Annotated in this window: 16 protein-coding genes; 9 read left to right on the forward strand and 7 right to left on the reverse strand. The window is 73.5% G+C overall.

Annotated elements, in window-relative coordinates; genetic code table 11:
• Positions 1 to 64 precede the first annotated feature (64 nt).
• On the forward strand, positions 65 to 715 hold the full coding sequence (locus IE244_RS03495) for a DedA family protein (protein WP_191871104.1): 651 nt from the start codon (positions 65 to 67) through the stop codon (positions 713 to 715).
• 216 nt (positions 716 to 931) lie between these two features.
• Here IE244_RS03495 and IE244_RS03500 read toward each other — a convergent pair whose 3' ends face one another.
• Positions 932 to 1576: an HNH endonuclease family protein gene (locus IE244_RS03500; RefSeq protein ID WP_191871105.1), complete on the reverse strand. Its 645-nt coding sequence runs from the start codon at positions 1574 to 1576 to the stop codon at positions 932 to 934.
• Positions 1577 to 1963: 387 nt separating this feature from the next.
• On the opposite strand from IE244_RS03500, the gene IE244_RS03505 reads away from it, so the two are divergent.
• Together IE244_RS03505 and IE244_RS03510 are read left to right on the forward strand one after the other, a co-directional pair.
• Positions 1964 to 2545, forward strand: coding sequence for a TMEM165/GDT1 family protein (locus IE244_RS03505; protein WP_191871106.1), 582 nt, complete (start codon positions 1964 to 1966; stop codon positions 2543 to 2545).
• 200 nt (positions 2546 to 2745) lie between these two features.
• Positions 2746 to 3414 (forward strand): HAD family hydrolase, encoded by a 669-nt coding sequence (locus IE244_RS03510; RefSeq protein WP_191871107.1) that lies wholly within the window; start codon positions 2746 to 2748, stop codon positions 3412 to 3414.
• A gap of 28 nt (positions 3415 to 3442) precedes the next feature.
• Here the strand turns inward: IE244_RS03510 and IE244_RS03515 are convergent, their stop codons facing one another.
• Entirely contained in the window at positions 3443 to 4447 is a 1005-nt protein-coding gene (locus IE244_RS03515; protein ID WP_191871108.1) for a peptidoglycan-binding domain-containing protein, read from the reverse strand.
• A 139-nt stretch (positions 4448 to 4586) separates the two neighbouring features.
• On the opposite strand from IE244_RS03515, the gene IE244_RS03520 reads away from it, so the two are divergent.
• The gene (locus tag IE244_RS03520; protein WP_191871410.1) at positions 4587 to 6626 is read left to right on the forward strand and encodes an MDR family MFS transporter; all 2040 of its coding nucleotides are present in this window, start codon (positions 4587 to 4589) and stop codon (positions 6624 to 6626) included.
• Here IE244_RS03520 and IE244_RS03525 read toward each other — a convergent pair.
• Positions 6619 to 7116, reverse strand: a complete 498-nt coding sequence (locus IE244_RS03525; protein ID WP_191871109.1) for a GNAT family N-acetyltransferase — start codon at positions 7114 to 7116, stop codon at positions 6619 to 6621. The genes IE244_RS03520 and IE244_RS03525 overlap by 8 nt on opposite strands.
• 60 nt (positions 7117 to 7176) lie before the next feature.
• On the opposite strand from IE244_RS03525, the gene IE244_RS03530 reads away from it, so the two are divergent.
• From IE244_RS03530 to IE244_RS42955, 4 genes are all read left to right on the forward strand, one after another.
• Entirely contained in the window at positions 7177 to 7899 is a 723-nt protein-coding gene (locus IE244_RS03530) for a helix-turn-helix transcriptional regulator (protein WP_191871110.1), read from the forward strand.
• Between the two features lie 49 nt (positions 7900 to 7948).
• Positions 7949 to 8365 carry a nuclear transport factor 2 family protein gene (locus tag IE244_RS03535; protein WP_191871111.1) on the forward strand — a complete coding sequence of 139 codons (417 nt, stop codon included), beginning with the start codon at positions 7949 to 7951 and terminating at the stop codon, positions 8363 to 8365.
• A gap of 77 nt (positions 8366 to 8442) precedes the next feature.
• A complete protein-coding gene (locus IE244_RS03540; protein ID WP_191871112.1) occupies positions 8443 to 9093 on the forward strand; it encodes a hypothetical protein in 651 nt (216 codons plus the stop codon).
• Positions 9094 to 9098: 5 nt separating this feature from the next.
• The gene (locus IE244_RS42955; RefSeq protein WP_308436250.1) at positions 9099 to 10088 is read left to right on the forward strand and encodes a hypothetical protein; all 990 of its coding nucleotides are present in this window, start codon (positions 9099 to 9101) and stop codon (positions 10086 to 10088) included.
• Here the strand turns inward: IE244_RS42955 and IE244_RS03550 are convergent.
• The gene (locus IE244_RS03550; RefSeq protein WP_191871113.1) at positions 10077 to 10514 is read right to left on the reverse strand and encodes a DnaJ family domain-containing protein; all 438 of its coding nucleotides are present in this window, start codon (positions 10512 to 10514) and stop codon (positions 10077 to 10079) included. The two genes, IE244_RS42955 and IE244_RS03550, sit on opposite strands and share 12 nt — an antisense overlap.
• A 99-nt stretch (positions 10515 to 10613) precedes the next feature.
• Between IE244_RS03550 and IE244_RS03555 the strand changes: the two genes are divergently transcribed.
• Positions 10614 to 11006: an FHA domain-containing protein gene (locus tag IE244_RS03555; protein WP_191871114.1), complete on the forward strand. Its 393-nt coding sequence runs from the start codon at positions 10614 to 10616 to the stop codon at positions 11004 to 11006.
• 30 nt (positions 11007 to 11036) lie between these two features.
• Here the strand turns inward: IE244_RS03555 and IE244_RS03560 are convergent, their stop codons facing one another.
• From IE244_RS03560 to proP, 3 genes are read right to left on the reverse strand one after another with little or no spacing between them, the layout of a single operon-like run.
• Positions 11037 to 11708: an O-methyltransferase gene (locus IE244_RS03560; protein ID WP_191871115.1), complete on the reverse strand. Its 672-nt coding sequence runs from the start codon at positions 11706 to 11708 to the stop codon at positions 11037 to 11039.
• Positions 11709 to 11753: 45 nt separating this feature from the next.
• The gene (locus tag IE244_RS03565; protein WP_229853930.1) at positions 11754 to 12878 is read right to left on the reverse strand and encodes a DUF2330 domain-containing protein; all 1125 of its coding nucleotides are present in this window, start codon (positions 12876 to 12878) and stop codon (positions 11754 to 11756) included.
• Positions 12879 to 12931: 53 nt separating this feature from the next.
• A complete protein-coding gene (proP, locus tag IE244_RS03570; protein WP_191871116.1) occupies positions 12932 to 14314 on the reverse strand; it encodes a glycine betaine/L-proline transporter ProP in 1383 nt (460 codons plus the stop codon).
• Between the last annotated feature and the right edge of the window lie 208 nt (positions 14315 to 14522).

The following is a 14522-nucleotide window of genomic DNA, read 5'->3' on the forward strand; positions in this document are numbered from 1 at the left end:
GGAAAGTCCCATGAGCCCCGGTTGACCCCCGAAACCCTCCTGTCACACCCCCGGCGTACGCTGTATGGCTGTCAACGGGGGAGCAACGGGAGTCGTCGTGTTCGAGAGTGTGGGGTCACTGGCCGCCGGACCATGGATCTATGCCGCGGTGGCCGTCTCCGTTCTGCTCGACGTGTTCGTGCCGGTGCTGCCGAGCGGCGTGCTCGTCATCACGGCCGGTACGGCCGCGGCGGCGGGCACGGGCGCGGCGGCCGGCCGGGTCGTCCCGCACGACGTGCCGGACCTGCTGGCCCTGATCCTCTCGGCGGCGACCGCCTCGGTGATCGGCGATCTGGTGGCCTACCGCCTGGCCTGGCGGGGCGGCGAGCGGCTGGACCGGGCGATCGCCCGCTCCCGGCGGTTGACCACCGCGCAGGAACGTCTCGGCGACGCCCTGGCCCGGGGCGGTGGTGCGCTGGTCGTGCTGGCCCGTTTCGCCCCCGCCGGCCGCTCGGTCGTCTCCTTCTGCGCCGGCGCCGCACACCGCCGGGCCCGTGACTTCGTCCCCTGGTCCGCCCTGGCCGGCCTCTCCTGGGCCGCCTACAGCGCCGCCCTCGGCTACTACGGCGCCCGGTGGCTCGGCACGACATGGCTCGCCACGGGCGTCTCCGTGGCCGCGCTCTTCGCGGCGGGCGCGGCGGCCGGCTACTGGATGCGGCGCAGCCCGGCCTCCTGAACCCCGGCCCCGCAGCGCGGGCCGCGCGCGGGTCTCGGCCCGTCAGGCGACGCGGCCGGCCGCGAGGCCGGTCCCCGCGGACCGGCCCGGCCGGCCGGAGAAGCGGGGTGCCGCCCGGCCTCCCGAGGGCGGCGCCCGGCCCCCTGGCCGGCCCCGCGCGTCGTGGCGCGGAACCCCGGCTGCCGGGCCGGGTGGTTCAGCGGCCGGGCGGACGGCTCAGCAGCTCGCCAGGTCGTTCTGCAGCGCGCTCTTCTCGGCGGAGTCGACGGAGAGGTCGTAGTAGTACTTCACCTGGACCCAGGCGCGCACGTAGGTGCAGAGGTAGGCGGACCGGGACGGGACCCACGTCGCCGGGTCCTGGTCGCCCTTGGCCTGGTTCACGTTGTCCGTGACGGCGAGGAGCTGCGGGCGGGTGACGTCGTTGGCGAAGGCCTGCCGCTGGGCGGTGGTCCACCTGCTCGCGCCGGAGTCCCAGGCCTCGGCGAGCGGGACGAGGTGGTCGATGTCGACGTCGGAGGGCGAGGTCCAGGTGGCGCCGTCGTACGGGGAGTACCAGCTGCCGCTGGTCGCGGTGCAGGCGGAGTTGGTGACGACGTTCGAGCCGTCCCGCTTGAGGATCCACTCGCGGGTGTTGCAGGTGCCGGAGATGGTGATCCAGGTCGGGAACTTGTCACGGCTGTAGCCGGTGCGGTTCTCGGTGGCGACCGTCAGCTGGGAGAGGTAGCCGCGGGCGGTGGCGGCGCTGACCGGCGTGGGCAGGGCGGCGGAGGCGCTCGGCGAGTTGAACAGGGCGGCGGACGCTATGAGTCCGGTGAGGGTGGCGAGTATGCTCAGCCGTCGACGCGCGTAGAACCTGGGCATGCGTGAACTCCGTTGTGGGGTGGGGATGTCGGGCGCGGGCGAGGGAATGCTCGCGAGACCGTGTTGCCGTGAGGTGAGCGCTCGGTAAGAAGTTAATGACGTGTGCATGACACGACAAGACGTGCGGCGCTTCCCGGCCGAACCTTCACATCCCGTACCATGGGGGGCGCAGAAGGGGAGTAGCTCTTCGCCGGACCGTCGACACACTGCTCAGCCAGCCTGAGCCGGCGCCCGGAGGCGGACCTCGACCAGGCCGCCAGCGAGACCTTCGGCAAGCAGTGCACGTCCGTGTCCCCCCGACGCGGACGCCGAGTGCGCTGCCGTGCCGAGGTGTCATCGCGTGACGTACCGCACTCTCGGTGGGGCAGCCCGACCGATTGAGGAACCTTGATCAGCATCACCGTGACGGCGCTCGTCTTCGGCGTCATCTTCCTCGCCGAACTGCCGGACAAGACCGCGCTCGCCGGCCTCGTCCTCGGTACCCGCTACCGCGCGAGCCACGTCTTCGCGGGTGTCGCCGCCGCCTTCCTGCTGCATGTCGTGCTGGCCGTGGCGGCCGGCAGCGTGCTGACCCTGCTGCCCCAGCGGATCGTGCACGCCGTCACCGGTGTCCTCTTCCTCGGCGGTGCCGCGATGCTGCTGCTCCAGAAGGACGAGGGCGAGGAGGAGATCAAGAAGCCCGCGGACCAGTCCTTCTGGAAGGTCGCGGGCACGGGTTTCACGCTCATCCTGGTCGCCGAGTTCGGTGACCTCACCCAGATCATGACCGCCAACCTCGCCGCCCGCTACGACGACCCCCTCTCCGTCGGCCTCGGCGCGGTGCTCGGTCTGTGGGCCGTCGCCGGACTCGGCATCGTCGGCGGAAAGGCGCTGATGAAGAGGGTGCCGCTGCGGCTGATCACGCAGATCGCCGCGCTGCTGATGCTCGCGCTCGGGGTGTGGAGCCTGTACGAGGCGGCGGCGGGCTGAGCTCGGCCGGCGAGCTGAACGGCCGGTGAACCACCGAGCCGGGCCGGTGAACCTCGCGGGGGTGGTGGCGGGTCCCCGCCGGATTTTGTACCGTAGAGAAACAAAGTGGCTCCCGCCCGTTCACCCTGACCGGCGGGCGGGGCCGCCTTGTCCCCCATGCCCTCTCCCGCCTGGGGTCTCGTCCGTTCCTGGAGCTGCCGATGACGGCCACCACCACGACCACCGTCCTCACCGTCCGCGCCTTCCTGCTGGACATGGACGGCACCCTCGTCAACTCGGACGCCGTCGTCGAGCGCGTCTGGCGGCGCTGGGCCGGGCGGCACGGGCTGGACGGCGACGAGGTGATGGAGGTCGTCCACGGCCGGCAGGGGCACGCCTCGATGGCCCTCCTGCTGCCCGGCCGGCCCATGGAGCAGAACTACGCGGACAACGCCCGCATGCTCGCCGAGGAGACCGCCGACACCGACGGTGTGGTCCAGATCCCCGGCGCCGGCGCCTTCCTCGCCTCCCTGCGGGGACTTCCGCACGCCCTGGTGACCTCCGCGGACGTCCCGCTGTCCACCGCCCGCATGCACGCCGCCGGGCTGCCGCTGCCGAAGGTCCGCATCACCGCCGAGTCGGTCGGCGCGAGCAAGCCCGACCCGGAGGGCTTTCTGAAGGGCGCCGCCGAGCTGGGCGTGGATCCGGCCGACTGCGTGGTCTTCGAGGACTCGGGGGCGGGTGTCGAGGCGGGGCGCTCCGCGGGGATGACGGTGGTGGGCGTCGGTCCCCGGGCCGGCCTGCACGCTCCCGACGTGGCCGTGCCCGACCTCACGCGGGTACGGGTCGAGGCCGTCGCGGACGGGTCGGTCCGGCTGCACATCGCCTGACGGGGCGGGCTGCCTGGGCCGGCCCCGGCTACGGCCGGGTGGTCTCCGCCTCCAGGCTCTTCCGGGTCGCCGGCCCGTACACCCCGAGGGTGTCGCCCTGGATGCCGCGGGCCAGTTGGTAGGTGCGCACCGCGTCCTGGACCGGGGCGCCGAAGACCCCGCTGATCCGGTCGTCGTAGAGGTTCAACTGCCTGAGCCGAAGCTGGAGTTCCGTCACCTCCGGGCCGCTGTCGCCGCGTTGCAGGACCGGGGCGACGGCGGGCGTGGTCCGTGGGGCGGCGGGGGCCGTCGTGGATGCGGCGGGCGCGGCGGGGCGGGACGTCTGGGCCGGGGCGGACGGGGACGGCGACGGGGACGGCGTGGCCGACGGGCTCGGGCGGCTCGCCGACGCGGAGGGCGACGGCGCGGGCGGGCGGGGCACGGCGGGCGGGTAGGAGGGCGTCGTCGGTGACACCTGGCTCGGTGTGCTCACCTCCGGGACGCTCTCCCTGACCTCCTGGACGGCCCGGTCCCGGGACGGCGGGTGGTACGAGAACAGCCCGCTCGCGAACCCGGCCGCCGCCACGAGCGTCATCCCGGCGCCCGTGACGGACAGCAGGACCGTACGGCGCGACCGCCGGCGTGACGCCCCGTCGGCCGGTGGCTCCGCCGCACCGGGTTCGTCGGCGCCGCCGCGGGCACCCGGCCCGCCCGTCCCGTGCGGCCCGCCGCCCCCGGACATCCGCGGGCCGGCCGTGCCCGGTCCCGCCACCGGCCCCAGCGGCAGGGTGGCCTCGACGGCCGGCACCGGGCGGGTCTCCGCGTCGGACGGCACACGGGGCGCGCCCGGTACCGGGCGGCCCTCCTCGACCTCCACATACGGCCGTATCCGCAGCGGATCGAAGTCCTCCGCCGCTGCCGCCTCGGCCGAGCGGGTCTCGCGCAGGGCCTCGGCGGCGCGTTCGGTGCAGTCGCAGGACGGGCTGTGGTCCCGGCCCCTCGGTGCCCCGCACGCCGGGCACGTACGACCCACGGGATCCTCGGAATCAGTCATGTGTTCGCCCCTCCCCTCACGAACCTCCGAGACTATGCGCACGTTCTCCACATCCGTCGTCGGAAACGCGGGACTCAACAGGCCATAAACGGTGACACCGACCACGATGGAAGGTGCACCCGAGCCCCGGGAGGTCTCCATGGCCCTGGACACGCACGGCACGCACAAGGAGGCGCAGGCCGGCGAGCACGTCCCCGGCAATGTGTTCGTCCCGATCGGCGCGCTGCTCCTCGGGTTGCTGCTCGCCGCGCTCGACCAGACGATCGTGTCGACCGCGCTGCCCACCATCGTCAGCGACCTCGGCGGCCTGGAACACCTCTCCTGGGTGGTCACCGCCTATCTGCTGGCCTCGACCGCCGCGACCCCGCTGTGGGGCAAGCTCGGCGACCAGTACGGGCGCAAGAGGCTCTTCCAGACGGCCGTCGTCATCTTCCTGATCGGCTCGGCGCTGTGCGGCATGGCGCAGAACATGCCCCAGCTGATCGGCTTCCGGGCACTGCAGGGACTGGGCGGCGGTGGGCTGATGGTGCTGTCCATGGCGATCGTCGGGGACCTCGTGCCGCCGCGCGAACGCGGGCGGTACCAGGGGCTGTTCGGGGCCGTGTTCGGGGCGACCAGTGTGCTGGGACCGCTGCTCGGCGGACTGCTCACCGAGCACCTGAGCTGGCGCTGGGTGTTCTACGTCAACCTGCCCGTCGGCGTGGTCGCGCTCGCCGTGATCGCCACCGCCCTGCGGATCCCGCGCCGCACCGCCCACCACGTCATCGACTACCTCGGCACCGCCCTGATCGCCGCCGTCGCCACCTGCCTGGTCCTGGTCGCCTCCCTCGGCGGTACGACCTGGGCCTGGGGCTCGCCCCAGATCATCGGGCTCGCCGTGCTGGGTGTGCTGCTCGCCGTGGCGTTCGTCGCCGTCGAGCGCCGGGCCGTCGAACCGGTGCTGCCGCTGAAGCTGTTCGGCATCCGCACCTTCACCCTCGCCGCCGTCATCAGCTTCATCGTCGGCTTCGCCATGTTCGGCGCGATGACCTATCTGCCGACCTTCCTGCAGGTCGTGCACGGCATCTCCCCGACCCTGTCCGGCGTGCACATGCTGCCCATGGTGGTCGGCCTGCTGCTGTCCTCCACGATCTCCGGCCAGATCGTCAGCCGCACCGGCCGCTGGAAGGTCTTCCCGCTCACCGGCACCGCGGTGACCGCCATCGGCCTGCTCCTGCTGCACCGGCTCGACGAGCACAGCTCCACCGCCGAGATGAGCGTCTACTTCTTCGTCTTCGGCCTCGGACTCGGCCTGGTCATGCAGGTGCTCGTCCTCATCGTGCAGAACGCGGTGTCGTACGAGGACCTCGGCGTCGCCACCTCCGGCGCGACCTTCTTCCGCTCCATCGGCGCCTCGTTCGGCGTCGCCATCTTCGGCACGGTCTTCGCCGGCCGCCTCGGCGACAAACTCGCCGCCGCCTTCCGGGGCGTGAGCCTGCCGCCCGGCGTCTCCCCGAACGCCCTCAAGTCCGACCCGCGCGGCATCGCCGGCCTGCCGCCCGCCCTGCGTCCGGCGGCCCTGCACGCGTACGCCTCCGCCATCACCGACGTCTTCCTCTACGCCGCCCCCGTCGCCGTCCTCGGCTTCCTGCTGGCCTGGTTCCTGAAGGAGGACCGGCTGCGCGGCTCGGTCACCGCGCCGGACGTCTCCGAGACCATCCCGCCCAACCCGGTCGCCCGCTCCTCCTACGACGAGTGCTGCCGGGCCCTGTCCCTGCTGGGCACCCGCGAGGGCCGCCGCGAGGTCTACCAGAAGATCGGCGAACGCGCCGGGTACGACCTGCTGCCGGCCGCCAGCTGGATGCTGCTGCGCATCCGCAAGTACGGCTCCGTGGAGCCGGGCGTGCTCGCCGAGCGCAGCCCCGTCCCGCTGGAGGCGGTCCTCGCCGCCGCCCGCCAGGTCGAGGAGCGGCACCTCGCCGAACGCCGGGGTCTGGACCTGTATCTGACCCAGTCCGGCCGCGAGGTCGCGGAACACCTCGCCAAGGCCCGCGAGGAGTCCCTCGCCGAACTCCTCGGCGACTGGTGGCAGCCCGGCCGCTCGACCGACCTGACACAGCTCGTCAGGGAACTCACCGGTGAACTGTGCGGCACCGACCGCGAACGCCCGCACAAGGCGGACGCCGCGAAGGTCAGCTGACCGCCAGCTCCTTGCGGAACCAGTGCTCGGCGTAGACGTCGTCGTTGTGCGGTCCGGTCTCCGTGTAGCCGAGGCGGGCGTACAGGGCGCGGGCCTCGACCAGGTCGCCGCGGGTGTCGAGGATCAGCCGGCGGGCGCCGAGGGCCCGGGCGGCCCGCTCGGCGGCGCCGACGAGGAGGGCGGCGCCGCCCCTGCCGCGCCACTGCCCCCACACGAACACCCGGGTCAGTTCCGCCGTGTCCGGCGCCAGCAGCCGTACGCCCGCCGACCCGGCCGGCTCGCCGTCGTACCGCCCCACCAGCAACTGCCCGGTGGGCGGCGCGAGTTCGGTTCCGGGCAGGGCCGCGATCTCCCGCTCCAGCTCCTCCGGGTTCGTCCGACGGCCCTCGTGCAGCAGATACCAGCGGTCGCTGACCTCCGTGTAGTACGCCCGCCACAGCGCGGCCGCGACCGGCGAGTCGTACGGTTCCGGGGCGATCGTCCACGTCATGCCGGACATTGTCGGCGGCCGGCGCCGCGCCGCCGAGCGAATTTACGGAGACTGTCTGCCGTGAACCGCACCGACCGTCTCTACGCCCTCGTCGAGGAGCTGCGCGCCGCCGCACCCCGCCCCCGCAGCGCCCGCGCGCTCGCCCGGCAGTTCGAGGTCAGCGTCCGCACGATCGAGCGCGACCTGGCCGCGCTGCAGCAGTCCGGGGTGCCCCTGCACGCCGAGCCGGGCCGCACCGGAGGGTACGTCCTCGACCCGGAGCGCACGCTGCCGCCGCTGACCATCACCCCCGCCGAGGCGACCGCCCTCGCCGTCGGGCTGCACGCGCTGGCCGCAACGCCCTTCGCGGCCGACGCCCGCAGCGCACTGCACAAGGTGCTGGCCGTGATGCCGCAACGGGAGCGGCGGGCGGCGGCCGAACTGACCGGGCGGGTACGGCTGCTCGTCCCGGCGGCCCGGCCCGGGCGGCCCGCCGGGCCCGTGGTGCCCGCCGTGCTGCGGGAGGCGCTGACGGCGGGCCGGGTGCTGCGCCTGGAGTACGCCGACGCGGCGGGCCGGATCACCGCCCGGGACGTGGAACCGCTCGGCTTCCTCGGCGGAACGGAGCACTGGTACCTGGCCGGCTGGTGCCGGCTGCGGGACGCGGCGCGTGGCTTCCGGCTGGACCGGGTGCGTACGGCGACGGCCCTCGACGAGCGGGCCCCGGACCGCGCCGTGGACCTCGCCGCCCTGGACACCCTCGGCTCCGACGTCGTGCCGCTCGACGCGGCGACCGCGATGTGACGGCAATCACCGACAGGGGGGTGTCGCGGGCGGGGCGGAGGCTGGGCCCATGACAACGACTTCCCGCACCAGCCACAGCACGCTGACCACCGCGACCGGTATCGCCCTGTTCGACCGCTGGACCGCCCTGTGGAACGGCGACCTCAGCGACCCGGAGGCCTTCCTGGCGCCCGGCTTCCGTATCCGCTTCGGCAACGACCCCGAGCGGGGCGCGGTCACCGACGAGGTGCACGGCCCGGCCGGGATGGCCGGCCTGGTCTCCGCCTTCCGTGAGGACAGGCCCGGGCTGCGGTTCTTCGTCGACGGTGTGCCGACGGTGGACGGCGAGCTGGGCCGGGCCGCCTGCTGCTGGTACGTCACCCTGGCGGACGGCTTCCAGAAGAGCGGGATCGACCTGCTGGAGGTGGTGGACGGGCGGATCGCGACGGTCTGGTCGGTGACCGGACTGCGCCGCTTCGCCGCCTGACCCCCGTTTGTGGCTCCCCTTCCGGGTGACCCGGAGGGGGAGCCGGCCAGGGGGGCCGGCCCGATCGGAAGGCAACCATGTCCACTGGCATGATCGTGTTGATCGTGATCGTGGCGGTCGTGGTCGTCGGCGCGGCCGCCGCCCTGATCCTGCGCGGCCGTGACCGGCGCGGCGGTCCCGCCCTGAAGCGGCGCTTCGGGCCCGAGTACGAGCGGGCCGTGGCCCTGCACGACGGTGACGCCAAGGCCGCCGAACGGGAACTGACCGAGCGCGTCGAACGCCACGGAGACCTGCGGGAACGGCCGCTGGATCCGGCTGGGCGCGCGCACTACACGGCCCGCTGGACGGCCGTACAGGAACACTTCGTCGACGCGCCGCGGCAGGCGGTGGCCGAGGCCGACCGGCTGCTCGCGGAACTCGCGGTCGCGCGCGGCTACCCGGACGGCGGGCGCTACGAGGAGCAGCTCGCCGCGCTGTCCGTGCACCACGCCGACCACGTCGACGGCTACCGGCAGGTGCACCGGGTCGCCCGCACCGGGGCGAGCGACGCGGTGACCGAGTCGGGCGCCGGGACCGAGGAGATGCGCACGGCCCTCGTCGGTGCCCGCGCCCTCTTCGACGACCTGACCCACCCCGCCCGGGAAACGGGCCGCCACCGCGCGACCCCCGCCGGCAGCCGCCCACACGCCCCGTGGGCGCTCGACAGAAGCCGTCCGAAGGAGAGCTGAGCGTCATGTCGGACAGGACGAGCGACAGCGGCGGCCGCTTCACTCCGCCACCGGACGAGGACTGGACCCCCGAGGACGACACGGCACCGGGGCGTCGCACGGCGCGGGAACCCCGGCCGGAGGAACGGCTGCCCGGCGAGCCGCCGTCGCCGGCCGCGACACCCTCCCGCCGCGCGGGCTCGACCGGCCCCGGACGGGAGGGCCTGACGGCCGACGACCGCACCCCCGAGGACACGTCCCCGCACCCGCCGGGCCCGGCGGGCGCCGGTACCGCGGGTCGCGGGACGCCCGACGAGGAGGCACCGCGAACCGGGCCCGGTTCCGGAGCCCGGGCCGAGACCGGGTCCGAGGGGCTGCGTCCCGGTACGGAGGACCTGGCGTCCGGGACGGGCGGCGCCGGCGGGATGCCGGGGGAGGGGCGGACGACAGGGGGGAGCGGGACGGTGCCGGAGAGCCGGACGCGAGGGGAGAGCGGCGTGCGCGGGCAGAGTCCGGCGAGGCGCGACGACGGGTTGCCCGGTGGGACCGGCCTGCCCGGCGAGGGCACCATGCCGGACGACGGGCTGGGCGTTCCCTTCCCCGGTGAGACGGGCGCGCGCGAGGCGTCCTCGACCGAGTCCCCGGCGCCGGACACCTGGCCGGCCGCACCGGCACCCGGTGGCCGCTCCGGCGGCGTCGGGGAGAGGGCTCCCGCACCCTCCGGTGCCGCTGCCCCCCTCCTGCCGCACGACGAGACCGATCACTGGGAGCGGCGGATGCGGCAGCTGGCCGCCGGGTTCGTGGACGAGCCCCGGGGCGCGGTCGAGGAGGCCGATCGGGCGTTGGAGGAGATCGTGGCGCGCTTCGGCGAAGCCGTGGACCGGCGGCGGCGTACGCTGCGCCGCTCCTGGGAGGCCTCCGAGGACCGTGGCCCGGGCTCCGAGACCGACACCGAGCAGCTCAGGCTGGCCCTGCGCGACTACCGGGAACTGGCCGGGCGCCTGCTACACCTGTGACGACCCCGGCACCCCGCCCTCGGCGGCGGCCCTGAGCCGCCGCCACTCGCGTACGACCTCCTCGACGTCGTACGGCTTCTTCCCCAGCGGAGGGCCGGGCGGCGGCTTGAACATCATGTCCTTGATCTTGACGTTGACGTCCTCGATCAGCTTCCGGGCGATCCGCTCCGAGGGCGCCGCGTAGGCCGCCGCGAGCGCGTCCTCGGCCTCCTTGCGCAGGGCGAGGGCGGGAGGCAGCACCGACAGGCCCTCACGCGCCATCTTCCGCTTGATCCACCACAGTTCGTCGTACGTGGAGTCGAGCCCGGTGGGCAGTGGCTCGCCCGCGCCCGGCAGCCGCTCGAACTCACCGCGCCCCTGTGCGTCGCGGATCTGTTTGTCGACCCAGGTCTCGAACGGCACGCCTGGCGGCTTTCGTTCGGTCATGAGCCCATTGTGCCGGACGCGGCCCCGCGGAGCGTTCTATCATGCGGCGGCGGCACGACAATCAGGCCGCCGTGCAGGGACGTCACAGGGGGAACGCACGTGCTCGAACTCACCATGGCCACCGTCTCCGGGGCCGACGCGGGCGCCACGGCCGGCATGACGATGGCCGACGCGCCCAGCGAGCCGGGCGCGGTGCTCCGGATCGGCAGGGACGCGTCCGTGTGCCGGCTGGTCACCCCCGAGGACTGGCTGTTCGTCTCCCGGGCGCACCTGGAGTTCCTGTGCGGCCCCGACGGCGGCTGGCAGTTGACCTGGCTGCGCGGTTCCCAGGCGGATCCCTCCGCCGAAGTGCGGCTGGTGGTCGGGGAGTACGCGCAGACCGTCGGCTACGGCACGACCGTACGGCTGCCGCGCGGCGGGTCCGGCGAGGTCGTCGTCCAGGACCGCACCGCGCCGCGCAGCGTCAACGTCGGCTTCTACCACGAGGTCTGAGCCGCCGCGCCGGATCGCACCGGGCGGCGCTCAGTCCAGGACCCGGGCCACCGCGAACCCGTCGTAGCCCTTGCTGCCGACCGTCTGGATCGCCGTACCGCTCAGCCGCGGATGCGAGGCGATCAGCTCGATCGCGGCCCGGGTGCCCACGATGTCGGGCTCGGTGCTGCCCGCGTCCAGGACCCGGCCGCCGCGCACCACGTTGTCCAGGACGATCAGGCTGCCGGTGCGGGTCAGCCGCAGCGCCCACTCCACGTAGTGGGCGTTGTTGGCCTTGTCGGCGTCGATGAACACCAGGTCGAACGGGGCCGGGTTCTCGTCCGCGAGCTTGGGCAGCGACTCCAGGGCCGGGCCCACCCGCACCTCCGCGATCCGGTCCAGACCGGCCCGGGCGATGTTCCGGGTGGCCACCTCGGCGTGCCGGGCGTTGTACTCCAGCGAGATGAGTCTGCCGTCCTCGGGCAGCGCACGGGCCATCCAGATGGTGCTGTAGCCGCCGAGTGTGCCGATCTCCAGGATGTGCCGCGCGCCCTGCACCTCGGCGAGCAGCTGGAGGAACTTGCCCTGTGCCGCCGTGACCGCGATGTGCGGCAGTCCGGCGGCCTCGTTCTCCCGCAGGGCCGCCCGGAGCGCCTCGTCGTCGGGTGCCAGGTGATCGGTGAAGTACGCGTCGACGTCGTCCCAGAGCTGGGAGTCGCTCATGCTCCTGCTGCCTTTCCCGAGTGTCTGCCCTTCCCCTGCATCGTCTCAGCCGAGGGGCGCCGACGGGGCGATCGGCGGCGGAGGCTGCACGGGCGGCGGCGGAAGCACCGGCCGCCGCGAGCGCCGTACGACGATCAGGGCGACGGCGGAGCCGGCCAGGAGGAGGAAGCCGCCGACCGTGAGCAGCCAGAGCGGGATCCCGGCGACCTCGCGCAGCTCGTCCTCGTAGACCACCTGCTGGACCGGGGTGTCGGCGGCGGCGCGGCGCAGCTCGTGGTCGCCGGAGATGCGGGTGGGGTCGGGGAACCGCTGGGTGAGCGCGGTCAGGTACGGCGTCCCGGCGGTCAGCTCGCCCAGGCTGCTGCCGTCGTGCGTGCGCAGGCGGCCGGCGAAGACCACCTCGGGCTCCAGTCCGCCGATCGTCGAGCGCGTCCGCATGCGGTGCGCGGCGAGGACGTACAGGCCGAGTGACTGCGGGAGGCTCGCCAGGCGGGACAGCCGCATCGGGTACACCGGGGCGTTCGCGGCGAAGGTCAGGTGGATCGGGTCCAGCGCGCCGTGCAGCGCGGTGCCGGCGCTGTCCGGGGCGAGCCGGACGGCCACGTACTCCCAGTGCCGGTCGACGTACGGCTGCAGGGCCGTCTTCAGCCGGGCGGGCAGCGAGAAGCCGTGGGCGTGCAGCCAGTCGCCGAGGGCGGCCGGGTCGGTGGCGGTCAGCCGGGCCACGTCGAAGGGGCCGAGCCGTTGCCGGTCGACCACGCCGACGGCGCCGGCGGCGGGCGGTGCGGCGGCGGCGGTGTCCGAGCCGTCGAAGGGCCACTCGCCGTTCCGCGGCCAGAAGTGGTACCGGGTGCGGTGGACCGGCTGGATGGCGTGGGCCAGCTGGTCGAAGAGGGCGGGATCACCGAGGCGGACGGCGGCCCGGTGCGGGACGGGCATGATCCAGGCGGCGTGATGCGCGTCGCCGTTCACCGTCAGCCGCATCACGATCTGCTCCTGGCGGCCGTCCCAGCGCAGTACCGACTGCTCCTCGGCGACGGATATCCGCGCCGAGGGGTCCGGCACCATCGCCCCGCAACCACAGGCGTAGGCCGGGGCGATGAACCAGGTCAGCTGGATGCCGAGGAGGGCGAGGACGAGGGTGAGGATGCGTACGCGCGCGTGTTTCACAGGGCAACAGACGTGCGGCCCCGGTGATCGGTTCCGGCCCCGGCGAGACGCCTCTACGGCGCCTGGCGACCCTCCACCGACGGCGCGGACCCGGGAAGCGGCCGGCCGGCGCACTCGGACATCCGCCACACCGCGAAACCGCCCACGACAGCGGCGGCCATCATGTAGTACGCAGGCATCATCATGTTCCCCGTCGCCCCGATCAGCGCGGTCACGACGAGCGGAGTCGTCCCGCCGAACAGGGACACGGACACGTTGAACCCGATGGACAGGGACCCGTACCGCACCCGCGTCGGAAAGAGGGCGGGCAGCGCGGCCGGCATGGCCGCCGTGAAGCAGACCAGCAGCAGCCCCAGCGCGCCCATGCCCAGGGCGACGGCGAGCAGGCTGCCCTGGCGGATCAGGAGCAGGGCCGGGATCGACAGGAACAGGAAACCCGCGCAGCCCGCCGCGATCACCGGGCGGCGGCCGACACGATCGGTCAGCGCGCCCGCGAAGGGCTGGACGATCATCATCAGCGCCATCACGCCCAGCACGACCAGCAGGCCGTGCGTCTCGTCGTACTTCAGCTCGCTGGTGAGGTAACTCGGCATGTACGACAGCAGCATGTAGTCGGTGACGTTGAAGACCAGCACCAGACCCATGCACAGCAGCAGCGCCTTCCACTGGCCCGCCACCATCTCGCGCAGCGGCACCTTCGGCCGGGCGGCCTCCGCCTTCTCCACCTCCGCCGCGAACGCCGGGGTCTCCTCCAGCCGCATCCGCAGGTACAGGCCGATGAGGCCCATCGGACCGGCGATCAGGAACGGGATCCGCCAGCCCCAGGAGAGCAGGTCCTCGGAGGACAGCAGGGCGGTCATCACGGTGACCAGACCCGCGCCGCCGATGTAGCCGGCCAGCGTGCCGAACTCCAGCCAGCTGCCGAAGAAGCCGCGCTTCTTGTCCGGGGCGTACTCCGCGATGAAGGTCGAGGCGCCCGCGTACTCACCGCCCGTGGAGAAGCCCTGCACCAGCCGGGCGGCCAGGAGCAGCAGCGGGGCACCCACGCCGATGGACGTGTACGACGGGATCAGACCGATCGCGAACGTGCCCACCGCCATCATGATCATCGTGAGGGCGAGGACCTTCTGCCGGCCCACGCGGTCGCCCAGCGGGCCGAAGACCATGCCACCGAGCGGCCGGACCAGGAAGGCCGCCGCGAAGGCGCCGAACGTCGACAGCAGCTGCGCGGTGGGGTTGCCGGAGGGGAAGAAGACCTTGCCCAGCGTGACGGCGATGTAGCTGTAGACGCCGAAGTCGAACCACTCCATGGCGTTGCCGAGCGCGGCGGCCTTCACGGCCCGCTTGACGAGCGCGGGGTCGGTGACGGTGACGTCGCGGGCCTGGGTGGCCCGGCGGGTCTTCAGGGACGGGGAGACGGCTGTGGCGGTCGCCAAAACGGGGCTCGCCTACCTTTCGACGGGGACAGGGGCGCGGTCCGTGCGGCGGCGCTGCCGGAAAACGGGCCGAAAAACGACCATAGGCGGCGTTCGGCCCTTTACGTCCCGTACGCGAGTAGCTGCACAGTGCAGCTAAATGGCGTGTACGCAGGTACGTCTGCCCCCTCCTGACGAGGCATTCCGGTGCCCCGCTGTGATCCTTCTC

The sequence above is a fragment of the Streptomyces filipinensis genome (assembly GCF_014649495.1).
Lineage (GTDB): Bacteria > Actinomycetota > Actinomycetes > Streptomycetales > Streptomycetaceae > Streptomyces > Streptomyces filipinensis.